The sequence below is a fragment of the Variovorax paradoxus NBRC 15149 genome, assembly GCF_001591365.1.
Classification (GTDB): domain Bacteria; phylum Pseudomonadota; class Gammaproteobacteria; order Burkholderiales; family Burkholderiaceae_C; genus Variovorax; species Variovorax paradoxus.
Map to the genome: position 1 here is coordinate 263,418 of NZ_BCUT01000001.1, position 23,065 is coordinate 286,482.

A 23,065-nucleotide genomic window follows, 5' to 3' on the forward strand; every position below is an offset into this window, starting at 1 on the left:
CAAGAGACGGCCGCCGCCCCGGCAAGGGAGAATCGCGGCCATGTGTCCTCCTTCTTCCCGCACGCCATGAAGCGCCAAGGGCGGCGCCGCGAGCCGGTGGCCTCGTCTTCCTTGTCGTCGATGCTGCCCATCGCAGTGCTGCTCCTCGGCTATGCGGGGCTGCTCGGGTATGGGGTGTGGACCACGCGCCTGCCGCCCATTGCGCTGGGCGTGCTGTTGTTGATCAGCCTGCTGGCCTTCGCCGTCTACGGCTTCGACAAGAGCGCCGCGCAGGCCGGCCGCTGGCGCACGGCGGAAAGCACGCTGCACCTGCTGTCGCTGGCGGGGGGATGGCCGGGCGCGTGGTGCGCGCAGCGGCTCTTTCGCCACAAGTCGCGCAAGGCGAGCTTCATGGCGGTGTACTGGGCCACCGTGCTGCTGAATATGGCCGCCGTAGCGGCCTGGGTCGGCAAGTTGCTGCCCGCGAGCCTGCTCGCGGGCTGAACAACTCAGCGCGGCTTGCGGATGCTGCCGCGCACCGGGCCGGCCGAGGCCTTGCGCGGCGCCGGCGCCGAACCGTTGTCGCGCGGCGGCAGGCCCGTGTGCTGCGTGAGGATGCGGCCCTTCGAGGGCTTCACCGGCGCCAGCCTGACCGGCGCCGACGCCTTGGCCGCCACCGGCGCGGAGGTCGAGTTCTTGCGCCGCGCGCTCGTGTAGCCGCCATCGGTCAGCGGCTGCCACGTCGGGATCAGGTGGTGCTTGCCGTTGCCGATCAGGTCGGCGCGGCCCATGCTCTTCAAGGCCTCGCGCAGCAGCGGCCAGTTGTTGGCGTCGTGGTAGCGCAGGAAGGCCTTGTGCAGGCGGCGGCGCTTGTCGCCGCGCACGATGTCCACCGTCTCGCTCTCGCGCGTGATCTTGCGCAGCGGGTTCTTGTTGGTGTGGTACATCGTGGTGGCCGTGGCCATCGGGCTCGGGTAGAAGGTCTGCACCTGGTCGGCGCGGAAACCGTTCTTCTTGAGCCAGATCGCGAGGTTCATCATGTCCTCGTCGCTGGTGCCCGGATGCGCGGCAATGAAGTACGGAATGAGGTACTGCTTCTTGCCCGCCTCGGCCGAGAACTTCTCGAACATCTGCTTGAACTTGTCGTAGCTGCCGATGCCGGGCTTCATCATCTTGGTGAGCGGGCCCTGCTCGGTGTGCTCGGGCGCGATCTTCAGGTAGCCGCCGACATGGTGCTGCACCAGTTCCTTCACGTACTCGGGCGACTGCACGGCCAGGTCGTAGCGCAGGCCGGAGCCGATGAGGATCTTCTTGATGCCCTTGAGCGCACGCGCGCGGCGGTAGATCTTGATGAGCGGATCGTGGTTGGTGCCCAGGTTCGGACAGATGCCCGGGTACACGCAGCTGGGCTTGCGGCAGGCCGACTCGATCTCGGGGCTCTTGCATCCCAGGCGGTACATGTTGGCCGTGGGCCCGCCGAGGTCGGAGATGGTGCCGGTGAAGCCGCTCACGCTGTCGCGGATGGCCTCGACTTCCTTGATGATCGATTCTTCCGAGCGGCTCTGGATGATGCGGCCCTCGTGCTCGGTGATCGAGCAGAAGGTGCAGCCGCCGAAGCAGCCGCGCATGATGTTCACGCTGAAGCGGATCATTTCCCACGCGGGAATCTTGGTGGCGCAGTCGTGGCTGCCGTTCTCGTCGGCGTAGCGCGGGTGCGGGCTGCGCGCATACGGCAGGTCGAACACGTGGTCCATCTCGGCCGTGGTGAGCGGAATGGGCGGGGGGTTGATCCACACGTCGCGCGCGGTGGCGCCCTCGCCGTGCGCCTGCACCAGCGCGCGGGCGTTGCCGGGGTTGGTCTCCAGGTGCAGCACGCGGTTGGCGTGGGCGTAGAGCACCGGGTCGGCGCGAACCTGCTCGTACGACGGCAGGCGGATCACGCTGCGGTCGCGCGGCGGCACCTTGATCCTTGCGCGCGGCGCAAGCGCAGGGTTCGGCACGAAGGTCAGCGGCTTGATGGCCGGGTTCACCGCGGCGCCTGCCTCCGCGGCCTGCGCCACGGCCTGGGCCTCTTCTTCCTTGGCGCAGGTGGCGCCGTTGGCCTTGGCCTGCTCGGACACCATCAGGTAGGGATTGACGTGGGCTTCGACGCGGCCGGGTTCGTCCACGCTGGTGGAGTTGATCTCGAACCAGTCCGCGGGCGTGTCGCGCCGCACGAAGGCGGTGCCGCGCACGTCGGTGATCTCGTGCACCGGCTCGCGGGCCGCCAGCCGGTGCGCGATCTCGACGATGGCGCGCTCGGCGTTGCCGTACAAGAGCAGGTCGCACTTCGAGTCGACCACGATCGAGCGGCGGACCTTGTCCTGCCAGTAGTCGTAGTGGGCGATGCGGCGCAGCGACCCTTCGATGCCGCCGAGGATGATCGGCACGTCGTTCCAGGCTTCCTTGCAGCGCTGCGAATACACGATGGCCGCGCGGTCGGGCCGCGCACCGCCGACGTCGCCGGGCGTGTAGGCGTCGTCGCTGCGGATCTTGCGGTCCGCCGTGTAGCGGTTGATCATCGAATCCATGTTGCCGGCGGTCACGCCGAAGAACAGGTTCGGCTTGCCCAGTGCCTTGAAGGGCTCGGCGCTCTGCCAGTCGGGCTGGGCGATGATGCCCACGCGGAAGCCCTGCGCCTCGAGCATGCGGCCGATCACTGCCATGCCGAAGCTCGGGTGGTCGACGTAGGCGTCGCCCGTCACCACGATGATGTCGCAGTTGTCCCAGCCGAGCGCGTCCATCTCCTTGCGCGTGGTCGGCAGGAATTTGGCCGTGCCGAAACGGGCCGCCCAGTACTTGCGGTAGCTGGTCAGCGGCTTGGCGGCACGCGCAAAAAAGGAGACGTCGACGGGGGCGTTCATCAGTGGGGAAGTTGGCCGCGGCGGCTTGGCGGGCACGGCGCGGCAGTGGGCAACCCGCGATTTTAGGGTTTTCCACCACTTCTGTCGCGTTAGCGGCTGTTGACGCGCCTGCGGCAAGGCTTTTAAATGGTTGCCTCAGTCAACCATCAATATGACAACAGCAACCATTCAGGACAATTCGCCCCTGCCCGACGCCGCCGCGGTCAAGGCGATCCGGCGCTTCAACCGCTTCTACACGAGCCGCATCGGCGTGCTCGATCCCTACCTTGGCAGCGACATGTCGCTGACCGATGTCAGGGTGCTGTACGAGCTGGCCCACCGGGAAACGCCCGTGGCGAGCGAGATCGGCCGCGACCTGCGGCTCGACGCCGGCTACATGAGCCGCATCCTGCGCCGCTTCGAAGCGGCCGGCTGGCTCACGCGCGCGCCGCACCCGCGCGACGCGCGCCAAAGCGTGCTGCGCCTCACCGAAGCCGGCCACGCCGCATTTGCGCCGCTGCAACAGAAATCGCGTGACGAGGCGGCCGCCCTGCTTGCGCCGCTGCCTGCGCACGGGCGCCAGCAGGTGATCGATGCCATGGCGCGCATCGAGCGGGTGCTCGATCCCGCTGCGGCCCCTGCGGGGCGCACGCGCACCATCGTGCTGCGCGACCCGCTGCCCGGCGACATGGGCTGGGTGGTGCAGCAGCACGGCGAGCTCTATGCGCGCGAGTACGGCTGGAACAGCGAGTTCGAGGCCCTGGTGGCCGACATCGTGGCGCAGTTCGTGCGCAAGTTCCAGCCCGCATGGGAGAAGTGCTGGATCGCCGAGCTCGACGGCGAACGCGTGGGTGCGATCTTCGTCGTGCGCAAGTCGGCCACCACGGCCCAGCTGCGGCTGCTGCTGCTCTCGCCATCCGCACGCGGCCTGGGCCTGGGCGCGCGCCTGACCGACGAATGCATCGCCTTCGCGCGCGCCAAGGGCTATCGCAAGATGGTGCTCTGGACCAACAGCTGCCTGGCGGCCGCGCGCGCCATCTACGCCAAGCGGGGCTTCAAGCTCGACAAGGCCGAGCCCTACGAAGGCTTCGGTCAGCAGCTCGTGGGCGAGACCTGGTCGCTCAAGCTGCAGTAGACGAAGCGGTGCGCCGCCCCCTCAGCCACAGCTTTTTCAGCAGGGGCGCGAGCCACACCAGCAGCACCACCGCCGCCAGCGATGCGGCAATCGGCCGCGACACGAAGCCGGCCAGGTTGCCGTCCGACTTGATCATCGAGGTGATGAAGTTCTCTTCGAGCATGCCGCCGAGCACCACGCCCAGGATCGCCGGCGCAATGGGAAAGCCGTTCTCCTCGAGCAGGTAGGCCACCATGCCCGCCACGAGCATCACGCCCACGTCGAACAGCGAGTTGTTGATGGCGAACGCGCCCACGATGCAGAACAGCAGGATCAGCGGCATCAGCACGTTGCGCGGCACCCGCAGGATGCGCTTGGCCACCTTGATGCACAGGATGCCCAGCGGAACCATGATGATGTTGGCGATGATGAACAGCATGAACACCGCATAGATGTTCTGCGGATTGGTGGTGAACAGCGTCGGCCCCGGATTGAGGTTCTTCATGTAGAGCACGCCGATCACGATGGCCGTGATCGAGTCGCCCGGGATGCCGAACACCAGCGCCGGAATCCACGCGCCGGCCAGTGCGCTGTTGTTGGCCGAACCCGATTCGACAATGCCTTCGACATGGCCCGTGCCGAACTTCTCGGGCTCCTTGGAGAACTTCTTGCTCATGGCGTACGACATCCATGCCGCAATGTCGGCACCCGCACCCGGCAGCGCACCCACCGCCGTGCCCAGCAGGCTGCCGCGCAGTATCTGCACCGGATACTTCTTGGCCAGCGCCCACTGGCCCGAGAGCACGCTGCCCACTTTCTCGACCACCACCTCGCCCGGCGGCAGCGTGTCGACCGCGAAGCGGATCACCTCCGAGATGGCGAACATGCCGATCATCATCGGGATCATGCCGATGCCGCCGGTCATCTCGGCATTGCCGAAGGTGAAGCGCGGAAAGCCCGCCGGATTGCCGAGCCCCACACAGGCCACCAGCAGGCCGAGCAGCAGCGTGATCATGCCCTTGAGCGGCCGGTCGGAGGTGATGAACACCGCGCATGTCAGGCCCAGCAGCACGAGCCAGAAGTACTCGAAGGAACTGAAGTTGAGCGCGAAGTCGGCCAGCGCGGGCGCCGCCACGATCAGCACCACCGTACCGAAAAGACCGCCCACGGCCGAGAACACCAGCCCCGCGCCCAATGCCGTCTCGGCCATGCCCTTGCGCGTCATCGCGAAGGCTTCGTCGGTGTAGGCGGCGGACGCGGGCGTGCCCGGAATGCGCAGCAGGCAGCCCGGGATGTCGCCCGAGAAGATGGCCATGGCGGTGGCAGTCACCATGGCCGCAATGGCCGGGATCGGCTGCATGAAGAAGGTGACTGGCACCAGCAGCGCCACCGCCATGGTGGCCGACAGCCCCGGCACCGCGCCGACGAACAGGCCATAGAGCGAGGCCAGCACCATCACGAGGATGGTGTAGGGCTCGAAGACCATCGAGAAAGCCTGCAAGAGTGCTGCGGACATGGATGGATGTTTCCGGTTACCAGGCGATGGGCATCAGGACGCCCCAGGGGAGCGGAACCCGCAGCAGCTTGTAGAACGCGGCATGGATCAGCAGCGCGGCAACCAGCGCGATCAGCAGCGCACGGCCCGGCGGCACGCGCATGGCGAGCATCAGTGCCAGCAGCGAGATCGCTGCAGTCGGCAGGAAGCCGAGCCGCTCGGAGGCGAACATGTAGAACAGCACCGCGCCGATGACCAGCGCGGCGGACAGCACGTGACGCGGCGAAGCGGCCCAGTCGCCAAGCCGCACCCAGGCCGCGGCATGGCGTTCGCGCCATCCCTTGGCCAGCAGCATCGCGCCGCAGACGCACAGCCCCGCGGCAATCAGCCCCGGAAACAGCGCAGGCCCCACCTGCTGGCCCGGTATGCCCGGATAGCCCTGCACCACGGCAAGCACCACGATGCCGAGCGCCAGCAGGATCGCGCCGAAGATCGCGTCGTTGAATTTCATCGCGCCGCACCTCCGCCCGGCGGGCGCGCGCGCCGTCCGGCGCTCACTTGACGATACCCACGGCCTTCATCGTGGCGCCGAGTTCGGCGTCGGACTTGGCCATGTAGGCAGCGAAGTCGTCGGGGCCCGCATAGATCACCCCAAAGCCGCGCGAGGCCATGAAATCGGTGTACTCCTTGCTTGCCACCACTTTCTTGAGCGCGCCCGCCAGCTTGTCGCGCACGTCGGCCGGCAGGCCCTTGGGCGCGACGATGCCGCGCCAGGCCGCCATCGACCAGTCGCTGCCGATGGCCGCCTTGAGCGTGGGCACGTTGGGATAGAGGGCCGAGGGCTTGTCGCTCATGATCGCAAGGCTCTTGACCTTGCCCGCATCGATCAGCGAACGCGCCTCGGGCAGCGAGACCGGCGCGATGTCGACACCGCCCGCAACCACGTCCTGCAGGCCCGGCGCCGCGCCATTGCTCGGCACCCACGGCACGGCCGCGGGATCGATCTTCTGGTCGCGCAAGAGGCCCGCGATGGCCAGGTGCCAGATGCCGCCCTGTCCCGTGCCGGAAGCCTTGAGCTTGCCGGGACTGGCCTTGATGGCCGCCAGCAACTCGGCCACGTTCTTGTAGGGCGCGTCGGCCCGCACCTGGATGCCGGCCGGGTCGAGATTGGCAAGGCCGATCGGCGTGTACGAGGCACTGGTCAGCGGCGTCAGCCCCTGCCAATGCATCATGCCGATCTCGACCGTGGCCATGCCGATGGTGTAGCCGTCAGGCGGTGCGGCGGCAATGGCCGCATGGCCCACCACGCCGTTGCCGCCGGTGCGGTTCACCACCGTCATCGGCTGGCCGAGTTCCTTTTCGAGCAGGCTCGCGATGATGCGCGCCGTGGCATCGGTGCCGCCGCCCGCACCCCATGGAACGATCAGCGTGACGGGCCGGCTGGGATACGCCTGGGCCGCCGCAGGCGCTGCCGCGGCGAACATGGCAAGCCCTGCTGCCACACCTGCCGCATGGGCCACGAAGGAGCGGCGCGAAAAAAAGCCGGCGGAACGAACACGCATGGTTTTGTCTCCTAGGCGAAAGTCATTGGTATGACGATTGAACGGCAAACCGGTTTTTCTCACAGTTCGCTCGCCGGAGACATTAGGGTGAACCATCGTGCGCCGTGCGCGGCGCGGCGACGTCGCTACTGCATGAACCAGCCGTGGCTCACCACCAGCGACTGGCCGGTCAGCGCATTGGTCGGGAAGGCCGCGAACAGCAGCGCCACGCGCGCCACATCGTCGGTGGTGGTGAATTCGCCATCGACCGTTTCCTTCAGCATCACGTTCTTGACGACCTGCTCCTCGGTGATGCCGAGCGTCTTCGCCTGCTCGGGAATCTGCTTCTCGACCAGCGGCGTGCGCACGAAGCCCGGGCAGATCACGTTGGCGCGCACGCCGTGCTTCGCGCCTTCCTTCGCCACCGTCTTGGCCAGGCCGATGAGCCCGTGCTTGGCGGTGACGTAAGGCGCCTTCAGCAGCGAAGCTTCCTTGGAGTGCACCGATCCCATGTAGATCACGCTGCCGCCGCGGCCCTGGGCGTACATGTGCTTGAGGCAGGCCTTGGTGGTGAGGAATGCGCCGTCGAGATGGATCGCGAGCATCTTCTTCCAGTCGGCAAAGCTGAATTCCTCGACCGGATGAACGATCTGCACGCCCGCGTTGCTGACCAGGATGTCGATGCCGCCGAAGGCCTTGGCGGCCTCCTCGACCGAGGCATCGACCTGCTCTTCGCTGGTCACGTCCACCGCCACGCCCAGGGCCTGCGCGCCCGTTGCCTGGAGCTCGGCCGCGGTGGCCTCGGCGGCCTGCTTGTTGAGGTCGGCAATGACGACCTTGGCCCCCTCGCGCGCGAACAGGATGGCAATCTCCTTGCCGATGCCGCTGGCCGAACCGGTGATGTAGGCGACCTTGTCCTTGAGTTGCATGGTGAATGTCCTTGAGGTTGGAAAGAAGAAAAAACGGGTTGCAAGAATCGGGCGCCTTCAGCGCGAGAGCCCGGGGCGCTTGACGCGCTCCACGCCGGGCTCGCCGAGATCGAAGGTGGTCACGCCGTTCACGGTGGCGTCGCTGCGCAGCGTCTCGGGATGCGCGAGCGTGCGCCGCATGTCGCGCGCGCCGGCCTCCCAATGCTCTTCGACGGCGGCGCGCGAGAACTCGTAGTCCTTCGATTCGACCTCGTAGGGCTTGTCGCGGTAGATCAGGTGGAAGATGTCGATCGGGTGGTGCGTGAGCTCGGCCTGCACCGCCAGCACCGACGGGTCATTGCGAAGGCGCGCCGGCAGCTTGGAGATCAGGTCGGCAATGGCCTGCTGCAGGTTCAGGTTGGCGGCCAGCGCATCGGTGTTCATGCGGGTGCGGCTCGAATAGGTGATGTCCTTCTGCCGCTCCATCACGCCCGACAGCGTGCGCGGCATCTCGCCGCGTGCATTGAAAAGGTCAACCTGCAGCACCACCAGCGGCTCGGAGCGCGGATGGATGTCGAGCACGTACTGCAGCGGCGTGTTCGAGACGATGCCGCCGTCCCAGTAGTCGTCGCCGTCGATGCTGACCGGCGCAAAGCCCGGCGGCAGCGCGCCGCTGGCCATGATGTGCTCGGGGCCGATGCGCTGGCGCGTATTGTCGAAGTACACCGAGTTGCCGGTGCGCACGTCGACCGCGCCCACGCTGAAGCGCGCCTCGCAGGCGTTGATGCGGTCGAAGTCGACCAGGCGCTCGAGCGTGGCCTTCAGCGGCGCGGTGTCGTAGTAGCTCAGGAGCGGCGCCGCGGCGCCCATCAGCAGCGCGGGCGAATAGCGCGGCTCGAAGAAGCCCGGAATGCCCACCAGCATCGCCATGCTGGCGCTCCACTGGTTCTGCGTGGCGCGGTCGCCCAGCCATGACGGCAGGCGCTGCGCCGGCCCCGAAGACACCAGGTGCCAGAACTCGCGCAGCCGGTCGACGCGCTTCTCGGGCGCGTTGCCCGCGATCAGCGCCGCATTGATGGCGCCGATGGAGACACCGGCAATCCAGTGCGGCTGCAGGTCGGTCTCGCTGAGCGCGGCATACACGCCGGCCTGGTAGGCGCCGAGCGCGCCGCCGCCCTGCAGCACCAGCGCCTTGCGCGCGGCGCGCATGTCTTCGCGGCGCTCCTCGAAGGTGTTGTTGAGGGTTTTTTGGCTTGCGGCACGTGGCTTCCCGGTCGTCTTCGTCGTCATATGGTGTCATTTGACACCAGCGCGAAGACCGCAAGCTGACCGCGCGCCGCTTGGCCCCCTCACATCTTGGGCAGCATCTGGCCCCGGATTTCGCCGCCCGGGTTGGCGGCGGTGTGGACGTTGGCATACCACTTGCCGGCGATCAGGTCGGCCGCCTGCGCCGGCGTGAGCGTGGCCTGGCCCTCGATCGGGCTGGCCGCGTTGGCAAAGGGCAGCACCACGCCGGCATTGGCGCCCGCGGCCGCCGGGCCATGGAAGTGCGCCGCGGTAGCCGGGCCGCTCAGGCCGCTGTAGGTGATCTTGTACTTGAGGACATTGGTGTCCCGGTTGAGCCAGGCTTCCGCCAGGCCGCTGCCGCGCGTCATGTTGGGCGGCACTTCGCTGGCGGCGTTCATCGCGCCGCTGAAGCTCGCGGTGTTCGACCTGGACATCATTCCGCAACCGGCCAGCGCGGCACTGGCCACGCCGGCGATGAGGGTTGCGCGCAAAAAGCTGCCATATCGGGTCATGAGCTTTATCTCCTGAGTTATGAAAACCGCTACAGCATAGGCAGGCCTTGCCATTTGCCTTGTCGGCCACCACCGCGACTTTGGCGGCCGGGCGCGGGCTGAAAGAGAATGCGGCCATGAACCCTGCCGAGCTCCCCACCGCCCGAGACATCGTCGGCTTCTGGCGCCAAGCCGGGCCCGAACGATGGTTTGCCAAGAACGAAGCCTTCGACGCGCAGTTCCGCGAACGCTTCCTTGCCGCCCACGAAGCGGCCGCGCACGGCGAGCTCGACCATTGGGCGCAGGGCGCCGAGGGCGCCCTGGCACTGCTGGTGCTGCTCGACCAGTTTCCGCGCAACACCTGGCGCGGAAACGCGCGCATGCTGGCCACCGATGCCAAGGCGCTGGCCATCGCCCGCCAGGCGATCGAAGCGGGCCTCGACCTGAAGACCGACGAGGAGTTGCGGCGCTTTTTCTACCTGCCCTTCATGCATTCCGAGTCGCTGGACGACCAGCAGCGCTCGGTCGAGCTCAACGCCGCGCTCGATGCCAACACCCAGCGCTTCGCGGTGCTGCACCGCGACATCATTGCGCGCTTCGGCCGCTTTCCGCACCGCAACAAGCTGCTCGGGCGCACCAGCAGCGCGGAGGAGCAGCGCTTCCTCGACGAGGGCGGCTTCGCGGGATAGCCAGGGCCTGCCCTAGCGCTGCGGCAGCGGGTCCGAGCGCGTCGGCGAAGGATTCGCGTCGGCGCTGCGCCCCATGTCCTTGAGCGAGCCATAGGTCTTGGCATAGACCCAGGTGAACTCGGCCCCGAGCAGGAAGATCTGCGCCGAGTAGTACACCCACACCAGCACCACGACCAGCGAACCCGCGGCGCCGTAGCCCGAGGCCACGCTGCTCTTGCCGATGTACAGCCCGATCAGGTGCTTGCCGATGGTGAACAGCAGCGCCGTGACCGCCGCGCCCACCCACACGTCGCGCCACTGCACCCTGACGCGCGGCATGATCTTGTAGATCATCGCGAAGATCACCGTCACCATCGCAAAGCTGAAGACGAAATTCACCGCCTGCGCCAGCGTGGCCCAGCCGCCGAACACCGGCGCCCACCACTTGCTGAGCGCCGCCAGCGCCGCACTGGCCACCAGCGACACCATCAGCAGGAAGCCGATGGCCATGATCATGCTGAACGACAGCAGCCGCACGCGCAGCAGGTTGAACAGGCCCTTGCTCTTGGTGCGCGCCGGCGCCCGCCAGATGCGGTCGAGCGCGTCCTGCAGTTCGCCGAAGACGGTGGTCGCGCCGACCACCAGCAGGCCCAGGCCGACCACCGTGGCCACGATGCCTTCGGCCGGCTTGTTGACCGCCTGCAGCATGCCCTGCACCGCGGCCGCGCCCTGCGCGCCCATGAGGCCGGAAAGCTGCGCGAAGATCTCGCCGCGCGCGGCCTCCTGGCCGAACACCAGGCCGGCCACCGAGATCACGATCAGGAGCAGCGGCGCGATCGAGAACACCGTGTAGTAGGCCAGCGCGGCACCCATGCTCGGAGCGTAGTCGTTGGACCAGGAGGCCACGGCCTGCTTGCAGAGATCGAAGAGCGCGCGGATTTGCATGGCGGTGGAGTCTCCCTTTGAGTGATGCAGGGGCATGTCAGCCCGGTGCCCGGCATGTTGCAGGCCTGGCTACGATAATCGCATCCACATGCATCCGTCTCCTTCAGGCGCGGCGGCGCCGCCCGCCCATCCGCAACCGAAGTCGCCACGCGACCTTTTTGTTTCATTCACCTGGCTTGCGCTGCAGGGCTTCGGTGGCGTGCTGGCCATCGTCCAGCGCGAGATGGTGGAGAAGAAGCGCTGGCTCACGCCCGAGCAGTTCCTGGAAGACTGGGCCGTGGCCCAGGTGATGCCGGGGCCGAACGTGATCAACCTCGCACTGATGATCGGCGACCGCTACTTCGGCCTGCGCGGCGCCATTGCCGCGGTGGCCGGCATGCTCGCGATACCGCTCGTGGTCATCCTCGTGCTGGCCGTGCTCTATGCCCACTACGCCGCCAACCCGCAGGTGGCCGCCGCGCTGCGCGGCATGGGCGCGGTGTCGGGCGGGCTGATCGCCGCCACCGGCATCAAGCTGATTCCGCAGCTGCGCAAGCACCCGCTGGGCTTTGCCACCTGCCTGGCTTTCGTGGCGCTGGTGTTCGGCGCGATTGCGCTGTTCAAGATGCCGCTCGGCTGGGTGCTGCTGGCCGTGGGCGGCGTGGCCTGTGCGTGGACCTGGCGCAGGATCGCCGCATGAGCCAGCTGACCATCGCCATGCAATGGCACGACTGGCTGGCGCTCTTCGGCCAGTACCTGCTGCTGTCGCTGCTGTCGATCAGCGGCGCCATCACTACGGTTCCGGACATGCACCGCTACCTCGTTGCGCAGCACGGCTGGCTCAGCGATGCGCAGTTCAGCTCCTCGGTGGCCATCGCCCAGGCCGCGCCCGGGCCGAACGTGCTCTTCGTCGCGCTGATGGGCTGGAACGTCGGGCTCAATGCGGGCGGCGGCATCGGCGCGGGGCCGGGTGCCTGGCTGCTGGGCCTGTTCGGGCTCATGGTCACCATGCTGGGCATCATGCTGCCCAGCACCACCCTCACCTACCTGGCCACGCGCTGGGGCCACCGCAACCGCGACCGGCGCGGCGTGCGCGCCTTCAAGCAGGGCATGGCGCCGGTGGTGGTGGGCCTGCTGATCGCCACCGGCTGGGTGCTGGCGGCGGGTAACCATGCCGGCGACGCGCCTGCATGGCATCTGTGGCTGCTGACCGCAGTGGCCGCGCTTATCGTCTGGCGCACGCGCGTCCACCTGCTCTGGCTGCTGGGCGCGGGTGCGCTGCTCGGTGCCGTGGGCTTCGTCTGATCCTCGTTCTCTTTCTCAGGAAACAAACTCATGTCGCAACTCCGCTCGCTCGGCCGCTCCGGCCTCCTGGTTTCACCGCTGGCCTTCGGCGGCAACGTGTTCGGCTGGACGGCGGACGAGGCCACCTCGTTCCGCCTGCTCGATGCCTGGGTGGACGCGGGGTTCAACTTCATCGACACCGCCGACGTCTATTCGGCCTGGGTGCCGGGCCACAGCGGCGGCGAGTCCGAGACCATCATCGGCAAGTGGCTCAAGCAAAGCGGCAAGCGCAACCGCGTGGTGCTGGCCACCAAGGTCGGCAAGCCGATGGGCGAAGGCAAGTCGGGCCTCTCGCCGGCCTACATCCGCGAAGCGGTGGAAGCCTCGCTCAAGCGCCTGCAGACCGACTTCATCGACCTGTACCAGTCGCACGACGACGATGCCGCCACCCCGCTCGAAGATTCGCTGCAGGCCTTCGACGAACTCATCAAGGCCGGCAAGGTGCGCGCGATCGGCGCCTCCAACTACAGCGCGCCCCGGCTGGCCGAGGCGCTCGACGTCTCGGAGCGGCTGGGCATTGCGCGCTACGAGAGCCTGCAGCCGCTGTACAACCTCTACGACCGCGCGGTGTTCGAGGACGAGCTGGAGCCGCTGTGCCTGAAGCGCGAAGTGGGCGTGATCAACTTCTATGCGCTGGCGGCCGGTTTCCTGACCGGCAAGTACCGCACCGAGGCCGACGCCGCCAAGAGCGCGCGCGGCGCCACCACCATCAAGAAGTACCTGAACCCGCGGGGCCTGCGCATTCTCGAGGCGCTCGACAAGGTGGCCCAGCAGTACAACGCCAAGCCGGGCCAGGTGGCCATTGCCTGGCAGATCGCGCGCCCTTCGGTCACGGCGCCGATCGCCAGCGCCACCTCCATCGCGCAACTGGAGGAACTGGTGGTCGCCACCCAGCTGAAGCTCGATGCCGGCACCATCCAGATGCTGGACCGGGCCAGCGCCGAAACCCCCGAGGCCTGAGGCGGGCCCCATGAGCGGCTTCGACGCCATCGCCACGCCCCTGCTCGAGCACTTCGCCGACCTGCGCGTCGAAGTGGGCGTGCCGCAGGTGCTGGGCAGCAGCGCGCGCGGCCTGCGCCGCGTGGTGCCGATCACGGGCGGGGAAGCATCGGGCCACGGCTGGCGCGCCCGGGTGCTGCCGGGCGGCAGCGACTTTCAATTGATCGTGAGCGACACGCTCTCCGAACTGGACGCGCGCTACGGGCTGGAAACCGATGCGGGCGACCTGGTCTACGTGCAGAACCACGCCATTCGCGCGGCCGCGCCAGAGGTCATGGCCATGCTGCTGCGCGGCGAGCCGGTCGATCCGGCGCAGGTCTACTTCCGCTGCAGTCCGCGCTTCGAGACGGCCTCTGCTTCTCTGAAATGGATCAACGAGCGCATGTTCGTCGGGGCGGGCCTCAGGCACCCGGCCGAAGTCGTGATGCGCTTCTTCGCGCTCATGTAGTTCGCGCGAGCTAGCCGTCGACCGGATTCAGCGGCGTGGAAAGAATGCGCTGGTAGAAGGCCACGTCGAGCCAGCGGCCGAACTTGAATCCGGCCTGCCGCACGGTGCCGGCATGCTCGAAACCCAGGCGCTCATGCAGCCCGATGCTGCCGGCGTTGGCGGCATCGATGGCGCCGACCATGACGTGCACGTCGTGCGCCACGGCCTCGGCAATGATCGCCTCCATGAGCCTGCGGCCGAGGCCCGCGCCGCGGTGGCCCGCCTCGACATACACCGAGTGCTCCACCGTGTACTTGTAGGCCGGAAAGGCGCGGAACGTGCCGTAGCTCGCAAAACCCAGCAGCTTGCCGCTCTCGTCTTCCGCGCCGATCACCGGAAAGCCGTTGGCGCGCTTGGTGGCGAACCACGCCACCATGCTCTCGGGCGTGCGCGGCTTGTAGTCGTACAGCGCCGTCGAATTGGCAATGGCCTCGTTGAGGATGGCAAGGATGGCGCCCGCGTGGGCTTCCTCGGTGCAGGGGACCAGGCGCATGTTCGTTCCTTTCAGGCTGTCCAATTTCAATTCGTCCAATATAGGAGAATAATAATCTCATATGAGAAACAATTCATCTCCGCCTGCCGAGCCCTCCGGCATCGACGCGCTCATTGCCGCCCGGCTGCTCGCGCTGCGCCAGGCCAAGGCGCTGAGCCTGGCCGAGCTGGCCGAGCTTTCCGGCGTCAGCAAGGCCATGATCTCGAAGGTGGAGCGCGCGGAGAGCAGCCCGACGGCCGTGCTGCTGGGCCGGCTGGCCGCCGGCCTGGGCGTGCCGCTCGCGCAGCTGCTGACGGAGGAGAAGGCTTCGCCGCGCCGGCTGCGCCCCCGGGCCGAACAGGAAGTCTGGCGCGATCCCGAGGCAGGCTACCTGCGGCGCCAGGTCGCCGAGCGCGGCGCGAGCGGCGGCGTGGAGATGGTCGAGATCGAATTGCCGCGTTCGGCGCAGGTCGCCTATCCGCGCTGGAGCGGCAAGCCGTACCGGCAATGCCTGTGGATGCTCGAAGGCGCGCTGCGGGTGGACTACGGCGACGAGCGCTTCGAACTCGCGCCCGGCGACTGCCTGGATTTCGGCGTCGACCGGCCGCTGGTCTTCAAGGCGCTCGGCCGCGCGGGCTGCCGCTACCTGCTGGTCGCCTCCCCGGCATAGAGGCGCGAAAGTAGTAGGCAAGTTCCCACAGCGACTGGAGACACCGGCCTGTGCCCGCCCCGGGACCGGCCGGGATACTGCAAGGCATCAAAGCTTCCGGGGGAACACGCATGTCCTTTGTGCTCTACATGATCGGTTTTCTGATCTTCCTTGCCGGCCTCGCCTGGGGCGCCTCGGTGGCCGGCGTGCCGACGCTCTACATCGGCATCGGTGCGCTGATCATCCTGGGCATCGGCATCTTCAGCGCGGTGGGCCGCACACGCAGCAAAGACCCTTCCTGATTCGAACCGCGCCCCGGTCGCAGCGCCGCCTCAGGCGCTGCGCTGCCGCATGGCCTCGTAGAGGCACACGCCGCTGGCCACGGAAACGTTCAGGCTCTCGACCGCGCCCGCCATGGGAATGCTCACGAGTTCGTCGCAGGTCTTGCGGGTGAGCTGGCGCATGCCCTCGCCTTCGGCGCCGAGCACCAGCGCCAGCGGCCGCTTGAGGTCGCTCTGGTAGAGGGTGCCGGGCGCATCGTCGCTGGTGCCGACGCACCAGATGCTGCGTTCCTTGAGTTCGTTCAGCGTGCGCGCGAGGTTGGTCACCATGAAGTAGGGCACCGTCTCGGCCGCACCGCTTGCCACCTTGGCCACGGTCGCGTTGATGCCGGCCGCATGGTCCTTGGGCGCGATCACCGCATGGGCCCCGGCACCGTCGGCCACGCGCAGGCAGGCGCCCAGGTTGTGCGGATCGGTCACGCCGTCGAGCACCAGCAGGAGCGGCACGGTGCCGGCCTCCTCCAGGCCTTCGAGCAATTCGTCGAGCGAACGCACCTGCGCAATGGGCTCGACCCGCGCGACCACGCCCTGGTGACCATGGCTGCCGCTGAGCTTGGCCAGCCGCAGCCCGTCGGCCTCGACCAGCCGCACGCCGGCCTCCTGTGCGCGGGCGATGAACTGTTTCATGCGCGCATCGCGCCGGCTGGTGTCGAACATCACTTCGAGCACCGATTTGGGCGCGGTCTTGATGCGCACGCCCACGGCATGGAAGCCGAAGATCACTTTGGGGGAAGACATCCCCCGATTATCGAGGCCTGCGCGCCCCGTCCTTCAGGCCATGGGCAATCCGCTGTGCGCGCGGGTGCGTTCGTCGTGCAGCTGCTGCACGGCCAGCGCGTTCGGATGCACCCGTGCGCTGTTGCCGGCGCTTTCCAGGTACTGGCAGGCGGCATGGCCTTCGGCCGCCTTTTCGTAACGCGCGACCCAGGCATCGCGCAGCGGCAGCTTCTCGGGCGACACGGGCCACACGCCCGGCCGCGGCCGCAGGTGCTCGCCGATGCCGATGCGCCAGGGCTTGGCGCTCAGGCGGGCGCGAAAGCAGTTCTGGTTGCGGCACATGCGTGCGTAGACCTTGTCGACGCCCAGCGCATGGAAGCAGTCGGCCACCGCCATGTCGGCCGGGCTGAAGACATCGTGCATCGCCAGCACGCGGAAGCCGGCCGGCGTGCGGTACAGGCGCAGGTGCCAGTCGGGGTGCTGGTGGACGAAGCGCCCGATGCGCTCGGCCGCGCGCTTTTCGGGCGCGGGGTTGCCGCTGGCCTCGCCGCGCTTCCTGGCCAGGCCGATGCGGTAGGCGACGGCAAAGACCACGATGGCCGCGATCAGCCCGCCCAGCCAGGTCTTGGCGGTCCAGCCGCCGACGATGCCGGCGATCAGCGCGGGCGCCAGTGCAAAGCCGAAGACGCTGCCGCGCAGGGGTTCGTCGAAGTCGATGTCGACGAACAGCACGTCGGGCGTGTTGAGGCAGCGCGCGCCATAGCTGTTGCGCGTGATGACGGTATCGCCCTGCCGCTCGACGATCTCTTCGCGGATGGGCACGCCTTCGGCGCCGTTGTAGGCCAGCTTGCGCTCGCGGCGGTTGAGCGCCTCGCCCGCGGCGATGCGCTCGAACGCCTCTTGCGTGCGCTGGTCGGCATGCGCCTGCGCGGCGATCGGGCTCTCGTCGGACCAGCCGTAGCGCCGCACCGTGATCTGCTTGCCGGCGACGTGTTCCTGGATGCGGCCTTCGGCCCAGAACCGGGGAACGATCATGCCTGCAGCGAGGCCACCAGCACAGGCGTCGACTCGTTGAGCGCCATGCGCCCGGCCTCGATGGTGATGCGGCGCTCGCACTGGGCCGCTATGCCGCGGTCGTGCGTGACCAGCACGAGCGTGGTGCCGAGCTCGCGGTTCAGGTCGAACATCAGCCGCATGACCTGCTCGCCGGTCGCAAAGTCGAGGCTGCCGGTGGGCTCGTCGGCCAGCAGCAGCGCCGGCTGCACCACGAAGGCCCTGGCCAGCGCCACGCGCTGCTGCTCGCCGCCCGAGAGCACCTTGGGATAGTGGCCGAGCCGCTGGCCGAGGCCCACGCGCCCGAGCATCTCGGTGGCGGCCTTGCGCGCGTCCTTGCGGTCGGCCAGTTCGAGCGGCAGCATCACGTTCTCGAGCGCGCTCAGGTTGCCCAGCAACTGGAAGCTCTGGAACACGAAGCCCACGCGCTGGGCGCGCAGCGCGGCGCGCTCGTCCTCGTCGATGGCGAAGATGTCATCGCCCGCGAGCCTGACGGTGCCGCGCGTGGGCGTGTCGAGGCCGGCAATGATCGACAGCAAGGTGCTCTTGCCCGAACCCGAGGCACCCACGATGGCGGCGGTCTCCCGCGCGCCCAGGGTGAAATCGATGTTCTGCAGAATGTCGAGCGTACCGGTCGAATCGGTCACGGACTTGAACACATGCTCGACTGCGACAATGGCATCAGACGGGGGTTGGGACATGGAAAGGCTTTTCGTTTTGAAACGACGTGACTTTATCTTGAGCGCTGCCGCACTCGGCAGCGCAGGGACATGGACGGCAGCCCATGCCCAGGGCGCGCAGGCCGCGGCGCCCCGCCAGCCCGTGATCCTGGTGCTTGGCGATTCGCTGAGCGCCGAATACGGCCTCAAGCGCGGCGAAGGCTGGGTGCCCCTGCTCGAGAAGCGCCTCGCCCAGCAGAAGATCCCGGCCACGGTGGTCAATGCCAGCATCAGCGGCGACACCAGCTCGGGCGGACGGGCCCGGTTTGCCTCGCTGCTGGCGCAGCACAAGCCCACCCACGTGGTGGTCGAACTCGGCGCCAACGATGCGCTGCGCGGCCTGCCGCTGCAGAACACCGAGGACAACCTGCTGCAGATCACCAAAGCGGCGCAGGCGGCCGGCGCCAAGGTGCTGATCGTCGGCATCCAGGTGCCGCCCAACTACGGCGGCGACTACACGCGGCGCTTCGAGGCCGTGTTCGGCAAGGTGGCCAGCACCACCAAGGCGGCGCTGGTGCCCTTCCTGCTCAAGGGCGTGGCCGATGCGCCCGACGCGCTGGCGCTGTTCCAGGCCGACCGCATCCATCCCACGGCCGCCGCGCAGCCGCAGCTGCTCGACAACGTCTGGCCGGAATTGCGCAAGCTGCTCGCCGCCAAGTAGGCCTGCCGAAACAAAAAAGCCGCTCCAGGCCCGAGGGCCGGCAGCGGCTTTTTTGTCGAGAGCCTTGATCCGGGATCAGCCGTTCTTGGTCGGCAGATCGGGCACCGTCGGCGGATCGCGCTCGAGCGAGGCCACGTCGGTTTCCGGGTCACCCGGGGCCAGGCCGTCGCTGCTCGGGGAGAGCTTGCGATTGGCCTTTTCGCGGAGCTTCTCTTCCTTTTTCTTCTTCTTGGCCAGCTCCTTCTGGCGCTTTTCGTAGCCGTAATTGGGTGTTGCCACTGTTCTCTCCTTGAACGAGGCAGTCAAAGCGACTGCGTGTCATCCAACTGTAAGCGATAACGGTGCACCCAAAGCCCGTGGAGCGGCGGGCCCCGGCATCCGGAAAACTTCTCTTACATCCGCGCGAGCGCCTGCTGCAGGTCGGCCCGCAGGTCTTCCACATCTTCCAGCCCGACCGAGAAGCGCACCAGCGTGCCCTTGTGCGGCCAGCGCGCCACGCTGGCATCGCGCATCAGGCCTATGTCGTAGGGCACCACCAGGCTCACCGGGCCGCCCCATGAATAGCCGAGGCGGAACAGGTTCAGGCTGTCGCAGAAGCGGTCGACCTGCTCGGTGCTGAAGCTTTCGTCGAACACGACCGAGAACAGGCCCGCTGCCAGGTCCGTGCCGCCGCACAGCGCACGCCAGTTGGCATGGCCGGGCGATCCTTCGAGTGCCGGATGGAGCACCTGCGCGATCTCTTCGCGGCCGGCAAGCCAGCGCGCCAGTTCGCGCGCCGAACGGTCGTGCGCGGCATAGCGCAGCCCGATGCTCGGCAGCGACCGCAGCAGTGTTTCCACGTCGCCGACGCCCACGCCGAAGCCCGTGCGCATGTGCGTGAGCTTGAGCGCGCGGTGCAGCCGCTCGTCGCGCGTGACCACGCTGCCCATCAGCACGTCGCCGCCGCCGCTCGGATATTTGGTGAGCGCATGCACCGAGATGTCCACGCCCTGCCCGCTGCCATTGAAATCGAAAGGCGTGAACGCGAGGCCCGCGCCCCAGGTGTTGTCCAGCGCCGTCACCACGCCGCGCGCACGGCAGGCTTTCACGAGCGCCGGCAGGTCCGGAAACTCCATCGTCACCGAGCCCGCCGCCTCGAGCCACACCAGCCGCGTGCGGTCCGAGAGCTTGGCGGCCAGGTCGGCAGGATTCATCGCGTCGTACAGGCGGTGCGTGATGCCGAAGTTGGCCAGCTCGCCGGTCGCCAGCGCCTTGTTGGGGCCGTAGGCGTTGTCGGGAATCAGCACTTCGTCGCCGCTCTTCAGGAAGGCGAAGGAAACCAGCGAAATGGCGGCCAGGCCGCTCGGCACCAGCAGGCACTCGGTGCCGCCTTCGAGCGTGGCCAGGCGCTCCTCGAGCGTGAAGGTGGTTGGCGTGCCATGCAGGCCGTAGGTGTAGCCGGCCTTGGTCTTCCAGTCGCGCGCGCGCATCGCGGCCACGTCGGCAAAGAACACGGTCGATGCCTTGTAGATGCCCGGCTGCGGCGCGGCGAAGTTGGCGGGCGGCGTGTAGGGGTGGTGGATCAGGGTCGTGGAAGGCTTGCTCATGGCCCGATGCTAGCGCGGCAATCCGCCGCACAATGCGCCGATGGGCAACAGCCGGTTTTTCCCCAGGGCTGCAGCATGCCGCAGCTGACAAGACTCCCCGCCCCCTGCCTGCGTCCCTACGTGCGGCTGATGTGGGCCTCGGCCCCCACGGGCGCGGCCGCCGGGCAGCCGGGCGCGCGCGAACACGTGCTGCCCACCGGGGGCATGCACCTGGTGTTCCGGCTCTCGGGGCCGCCGCTGAAGCTGTTCGGCGGCCCGGGCGACGTGCGCGGCCAGACCTGCGGCCATGCGATCGTCGGCGGTGCACGTGCCGCCCCCTACATGCGCGACGTTTCGGTGGCCACGCGCTCGGTCGGCGCGCAGCTCCAGCCAGGGGCCGCCCGCGCGCTGCTCGGCGCACCCGAAGACGCGCTGGCCGGCCAGCACACGCCGCTCGATGCGCTCTGGGGTGCGCAGCAGGCCAACGCCGCGCTCGAACGGATCCACGCGGCGGGCAGCCTCGAAGCGCAGCTGGCGGCCTTCGAAGCCTTGCTCGCCCAGCGCGCCATCGATTCGCAAGGCGCCGGCCTGCGCGGCCTGCACCCGGCCGTCGCCGCAGCGCTCGGTCCGCTGGCGCGCGAGAACCCGCCGATCGCCGCGCTGGTGGCACGCAGCGGCTACAGCCACCGCCGTTTCATCGCTCTTTTTCGCAGCGGCATCGGCCTCGGCCCGAAGGAATATGCACGGGTGATGCGCTTCGACCGCGCGCTGGCGCTGGCCGGCGGCCCGGCGCAGAGCTGGGCCGAGATCGCGCTCACCGCGGGCTACAGCGACCAAGCGCACCTGAGCCGCGAGTTCTCGGCGCTGGCGGGCATGCCGCCAGAGGCCTGGCGGCAGTCCGGGGCCGTGTCGCCGCGGCACGTGCCGGCGGCCGCAGGTCAAATTCGTTCAAGACGCTAGCGGGGCGGCGCCGCAGAATCGGCGCCGGGACATGGCTTCTTCCTTCCTTCCGAAAGACAACCCTCATGGCAATCCACGAACTGTTTCCGTATCTCTGTGTCGACGATGCCGGCGCGGCCATCGACTTCTATTGCAAGGTCTTCGAAGTCAAGGAGATCTTCCGCCTCACCGAGCCGAGCGGCCGCATCGGCCATGCGGAACTCGACTTCCACAACGGCGCAATCCTGATGATCTCGGACGAGTTCGCCGAATACGGCATTCCCAGCGCCAGGACGCTGGGCGGCACCGCGGTGACGCTGCACCTGCACGTGGACGATGCCGACGCCGTGGTGGCGCGTGCCGTGGCGGCCGGCGCCACGCTCGACATGGCGCCGCAGGACCAGTTCTACGGCGAGCGATCGGGCGTGTTCCGCGATCCCTTCGGCCATCGCTGGAACGTGGGCCACAGCATCGAGAAGCTGACGCCGGAGGAAATGCAGCGGCGCTACACCGCGATGTTCGATTCCGAAGGCGCCTAGGCACCCGTCGCACGGAATGTCAGCCTGCGGGCTTCGGGACTTGTCCGCGCAGCGGCGAACGGCGATGCCCCCGCTTCCTGGCCGCTCCCACCTCCTTCGAGATCGACGAGACCACGGTGGCCCATTCCTCCGGACTGAGCAGCAGCGCCGTGTGCGAATGCAACAGCGTGTCTTCCTTGTCCAGATGCGCGGACATCAATTGCCGGTGCTGCCGCAGCAGCGCATTGGCCTCCGCGGCTGCGGCCATGTCGCCGGATTCGCCGCGCTCGAGGAGGATCTTTGCCTGTGCAAGGAGGCCGCTGCAGCGCTCGCTCTCCGAATCGAGCTGGTCGAGAAGCCCGTCGGCCTCGCTTGACCTGCCTCGCAGCATGTTCAGCATGACAACGCCCTTGGGGCGGTGCGTTGTTTCTTCGAAGGCCTGAAGGCGCTCGATGGCTTCGATGGCCGACCTTGCCCGCTGCCGGACGCCCGCTTCGCCCCCTGCCTTCATCGCCGTTTCAAGGCGAGCCAGCAGCTCCCGGGTGCGAACGTGCTCGGCGCGCAAGATGGCCCACGCGCATTCGGCCGCCAACATGCTTCACTCCTTCGAAGCCGCGAACGGCTCCAAGCTTGCCTGTGAACTTGAGGCTTTAACGCTATGGTTCTACGCCGTTGCGGGGGCTGCTGCAAGCCGCGCCGGCGCAGATGCGCGCTGCGCCTACAGCGTGGCGGCCCGAATGCCGATGAGGCGCTGCCGCAGGCGCAGCAGCGGGGTCGGTCAGACCGACCACTTCTCCAGCAGCTTCTCGGCGCCGAGCGAGTCGTAGCCTTCGAAGGGCTGGTGGATCCATGGGTTGGTCGGCAGGTACTCGACCGAGTAGTCGGGCGTGAAGGTCGACAACGCCTTGGTCCAGATCACCGCGCTGCGCAGTTCAGTGATCGGCTTGTAGTTGTTGCGCAGCATGTCCATCACCGCATGCAGCGTGTGGCCCGAGTCGGCCAGGTCGTCCACCAGCAGCACCCTGCCGGCGATCTCGCCCTTGGGCGTGGTGATGAAGCGCGCGATGTCCAGGTGCCCCTGCACCGTGCCGGCGTCGGCGCGGTAGGAGCTGGTCGACATGATCGCCAGCGGCTTGTCGAAGATGCGCGAAAGCACGTCGCCGGGCCGCATGCCGCCGCGCGCGAGGCACAGGATGGTGTCGAACTGCCAGCCCGACTGGTGGATCTTGATCGCGAGCTTCTCGATCAGGTTGTTGTACTCGTCGTAGCTGACGTAGAGATGCTTGCCGTCTTCGGTCAACATGGTGGGGGT

The 23,065-nt window shown here is 68.0% G+C and carries 28 protein-coding genes; 12 read left to right on the forward strand and 16 right to left on the reverse strand.

Translation table 11 applies throughout. The features are described from left to right. Positions 1-66: 66 nt before the first annotated feature. Positions 67-483, forward strand: a complete 417-nt coding sequence (locus VPA02S_RS01220; RefSeq protein WP_244883323.1) for a DUF1294 domain-containing protein — start codon at positions 67-69, stop codon at positions 481-483. Positions 484-488: 5 nt separating this feature from the next. Here the strand turns inward: VPA02S_RS01220 and VPA02S_RS01225 are convergent, their stop codons facing one another. Continuing rightward, on the reverse strand, positions 489-2,882 hold the full coding sequence (locus VPA02S_RS01225; RefSeq protein WP_062361562.1) for a YgiQ family radical SAM protein: 2,394 nt from the start codon (positions 2,880-2,882) through the stop codon (positions 489-491). A gap of 151 nt (positions 2,883-3,033) precedes the next feature. Between VPA02S_RS01225 and VPA02S_RS01230 the strand changes: the two genes are divergently transcribed. Then, positions 3,034-3,996 (forward strand): bifunctional helix-turn-helix transcriptional regulator/GNAT family N-acetyltransferase, encoded by a 963-nt coding sequence (locus VPA02S_RS01230; RefSeq protein ID WP_062361565.1) that lies wholly within the window; start codon positions 3,034-3,036, stop codon positions 3,994-3,996. Here VPA02S_RS01230 and VPA02S_RS01235 read toward each other — a convergent pair. The 6 genes from VPA02S_RS01235 to VPA02S_RS01260 form a co-directional block, all read right to left on the reverse strand. Further along, entirely contained in the window at positions 3,983-5,491 is a 1,509-nt protein-coding gene (locus tag VPA02S_RS01235) for a tripartite tricarboxylate transporter permease (RefSeq protein WP_062361576.1), read from the reverse strand. The two genes, VPA02S_RS01230 and VPA02S_RS01235, sit on opposite strands and share 14 nt — an antisense overlap. 16 nt (positions 5,492-5,507) lie before the next feature. Further along, positions 5,508-5,981 (reverse strand): tripartite tricarboxylate transporter TctB family protein, encoded by a 474-nt coding sequence (locus tag VPA02S_RS01240; protein WP_018902767.1) that lies wholly within the window; start codon positions 5,979-5,981, stop codon positions 5,508-5,510. A 43-nt stretch (positions 5,982-6,024) separates the two neighbouring features. Continuing rightward, the gene (locus tag VPA02S_RS01245; RefSeq protein WP_062361577.1) at positions 6,025-7,032 is read right to left on the reverse strand and encodes a tripartite tricarboxylate transporter substrate binding protein; all 1,008 of its coding nucleotides are present in this window, start codon (positions 7,030-7,032) and stop codon (positions 6,025-6,027) included. 125 nt (positions 7,033-7,157) lie between these two features. Further along, complete coding sequence (locus VPA02S_RS01250; RefSeq protein WP_012747339.1) at positions 7,158-7,940, reverse strand: 3-hydroxybutyrate dehydrogenase; 783 nt, start codon at positions 7,938-7,940, stop codon at positions 7,158-7,160. A gap of 57 nt (positions 7,941-7,997) precedes the next feature. After that, a complete protein-coding gene (locus VPA02S_RS01255; RefSeq protein WP_062361580.1) occupies positions 7,998-9,209 on the reverse strand; it encodes a patatin-like phospholipase family protein in 1,212 nt (403 codons plus the stop codon). A gap of 59 nt (positions 9,210-9,268) precedes the next feature. Further along, a complete protein-coding gene (locus tag VPA02S_RS01260) occupies positions 9,269-9,718 on the reverse strand; it encodes a CHRD domain-containing protein (protein ID WP_012747337.1) in 450 nt (149 codons plus the stop codon). Between the two features lie 116 nt (positions 9,719-9,834). Here VPA02S_RS01260 and VPA02S_RS01265 point away from each other — a divergent pair, with 116 nt between their 5' ends. Then, positions 9,835-10,386, forward strand: coding sequence for a DUF924 family protein (locus VPA02S_RS01265; protein ID WP_062361582.1), 552 nt, complete (start codon positions 9,835-9,837; stop codon positions 10,384-10,386). A gap of 12 nt (positions 10,387-10,398) precedes the next feature. Here VPA02S_RS01265 and VPA02S_RS01270 read toward each other — a convergent pair whose 3' ends face one another. Beyond that, positions 10,399-11,310 carry a YihY/virulence factor BrkB family protein gene (locus tag VPA02S_RS01270; protein WP_062361586.1) on the reverse strand — a complete coding sequence of 304 codons (912 nt, stop codon included), beginning with the start codon at positions 11,308-11,310 and terminating at the stop codon, positions 10,399-10,401. 88 nt (positions 11,311-11,398) lie between these two features. On the opposite strand from VPA02S_RS01270, the gene VPA02S_RS01275 reads away from it, so the two are divergent. Genes VPA02S_RS01275 through VPA02S_RS01290 form a run of 4 tightly spaced genes read left to right on the forward strand, consistent with a single transcriptional unit; the run spans position 11,399 to position 14,080 of the window. Further along, positions 11,399-11,989 (forward strand): chromate transporter, encoded by a 591-nt coding sequence (locus VPA02S_RS01275; RefSeq protein WP_018902772.1) that lies wholly within the window; start codon positions 11,399-11,401, stop codon positions 11,987-11,989. Then, entirely contained in the window at positions 11,986-12,594 is a 609-nt protein-coding gene (locus VPA02S_RS01280; RefSeq protein WP_018902773.1) for a chromate transporter, read from the forward strand. Before VPA02S_RS01275 ends, VPA02S_RS01280 begins: the two co-directional genes overlap by 4 nt. Positions 12,595-12,624: 30 nt before the next feature. Further along, complete coding sequence (locus tag VPA02S_RS01285; protein WP_018902774.1) at positions 12,625-13,593, forward strand: aldo/keto reductase; 969 nt, start codon at positions 12,625-12,627, stop codon at positions 13,591-13,593. Between the two features lie 10 nt (positions 13,594-13,603). After that, positions 13,604-14,080: a DUF3237 domain-containing protein gene (locus tag VPA02S_RS01290; RefSeq protein ID WP_012747331.1), complete on the forward strand. Its 477-nt coding sequence runs from the start codon at positions 13,604-13,606 to the stop codon at positions 14,078-14,080. Positions 14,081-14,090: 10 nt separating this feature from the next. On the opposite strand, the gene VPA02S_RS01295 is transcribed toward VPA02S_RS01290, so the two are convergent. Further along, entirely contained in the window at positions 14,091-14,612 is a 522-nt protein-coding gene (locus VPA02S_RS01295; RefSeq protein WP_062361589.1) for a GNAT family N-acetyltransferase, read from the reverse strand. A gap of 61 nt (positions 14,613-14,673) precedes the next feature. Between VPA02S_RS01295 and VPA02S_RS01300 the strand changes: the two genes are divergently transcribed. Both VPA02S_RS01300 and VPA02S_RS31920 read left to right on the forward strand, forming a co-directional pair. Next, entirely contained in the window at positions 14,674-15,261 is a 588-nt protein-coding gene (locus VPA02S_RS01300) for a helix-turn-helix domain-containing protein (protein ID WP_062361591.1), read from the forward strand. A 110-nt stretch (positions 15,262-15,371) separates the two neighbouring features. Then, positions 15,372-15,542, forward strand: a complete 171-nt coding sequence (locus VPA02S_RS31920) for a hypothetical protein (protein ID WP_018902777.1) — start codon at positions 15,372-15,374, stop codon at positions 15,540-15,542. 30 nt (positions 15,543-15,572) lie between these two features. Here VPA02S_RS31920 and rlmB read toward each other — a convergent pair whose 3' ends face one another. The 3 genes from rlmB to VPA02S_RS01315 are packed head-to-tail and all read right to left on the reverse strand — an operon-like array spanning position 15,573 to position 18,052. Further along, entirely contained in the window at positions 15,573-16,319 is a 747-nt protein-coding gene (rlmB, locus tag VPA02S_RS01305; RefSeq protein ID WP_012747327.1) for a 23S rRNA (guanosine(2251)-2'-O)-methyltransferase RlmB, read from the reverse strand. Positions 16,320-16,352: 33 nt separating this feature from the next. After that, positions 16,353-17,333: a hypothetical protein gene (locus VPA02S_RS01310; RefSeq protein WP_018902778.1), complete on the reverse strand. Its 981-nt coding sequence runs from the start codon at positions 17,331-17,333 to the stop codon at positions 16,353-16,355. Beyond that, positions 17,330-18,052 (reverse strand): ABC transporter ATP-binding protein, encoded by a 723-nt coding sequence (locus tag VPA02S_RS01315; RefSeq protein ID WP_012747325.1) that lies wholly within the window; start codon positions 18,050-18,052, stop codon positions 17,330-17,332. Before VPA02S_RS01315 ends, VPA02S_RS01310 begins: the two co-directional genes overlap by 4 nt. Here VPA02S_RS01315 and VPA02S_RS01320 point away from each other — a divergent pair. After that, positions 18,051-18,731: an arylesterase gene (locus VPA02S_RS01320; protein WP_041945476.1), complete on the forward strand. Its 681-nt coding sequence runs from the start codon at positions 18,051-18,053 to the stop codon at positions 18,729-18,731. The two genes, VPA02S_RS01315 and VPA02S_RS01320, sit on opposite strands and share 2 nt — an antisense overlap. A 75-nt stretch (positions 18,732-18,806) precedes the next feature. Here VPA02S_RS01320 and VPA02S_RS01325 read toward each other — a convergent pair whose 3' ends face one another. Both VPA02S_RS01325 and VPA02S_RS01330 read right to left on the reverse strand, forming a co-directional pair. Continuing rightward, entirely contained in the window at positions 18,807-19,010 is a 204-nt protein-coding gene (locus tag VPA02S_RS01325) for a hypothetical protein (RefSeq protein ID WP_012747323.1), read from the reverse strand. Between the two features lie 113 nt (positions 19,011-19,123). After that, the gene (locus tag VPA02S_RS01330; protein WP_062361595.1) at positions 19,124-20,317 is read right to left on the reverse strand and encodes a PLP-dependent transferase; all 1,194 of its coding nucleotides are present in this window, start codon (positions 20,315-20,317) and stop codon (positions 19,124-19,126) included. 75 nt (positions 20,318-20,392) lie between these two features. Here VPA02S_RS01330 and VPA02S_RS01335 point away from each other — a divergent pair, with 75 nt between their 5' ends. Together VPA02S_RS01335 and VPA02S_RS01340 are read left to right on the forward strand one after the other, a co-directional pair. Next, on the forward strand, positions 20,393-21,256 hold the full coding sequence (locus VPA02S_RS01335; RefSeq protein WP_062361598.1) for a helix-turn-helix domain-containing protein: 864 nt from the start codon (positions 20,393-20,395) through the stop codon (positions 21,254-21,256). Positions 21,257-21,321: 65 nt separating this feature from the next. Further along, the gene (locus tag VPA02S_RS01340) at positions 21,322-21,774 is read left to right on the forward strand and encodes a VOC family protein (protein WP_012747320.1); all 453 of its coding nucleotides are present in this window, start codon (positions 21,322-21,324) and stop codon (positions 21,772-21,774) included. Between the two features lie 19 nt (positions 21,775-21,793). Here the strand turns inward: VPA02S_RS01340 and VPA02S_RS01345 are convergent, their stop codons facing one another. Both VPA02S_RS01345 and VPA02S_RS01350 read right to left on the reverse strand, forming a co-directional pair. Next, positions 21,794-22,348, reverse strand: a complete 555-nt coding sequence (locus tag VPA02S_RS01345) for a hemerythrin domain-containing protein (RefSeq protein WP_062361601.1) — start codon at positions 22,346-22,348, stop codon at positions 21,794-21,796. 183 nt (positions 22,349-22,531) lie between these two features. Next, positions 22,532-23,056, reverse strand: coding sequence for a phosphoribosyltransferase (locus tag VPA02S_RS01350; RefSeq protein ID WP_012747318.1), 525 nt, complete (start codon positions 23,054-23,056; stop codon positions 22,532-22,534). Positions 23,057-23,065 lie beyond the last annotated feature (9 nt).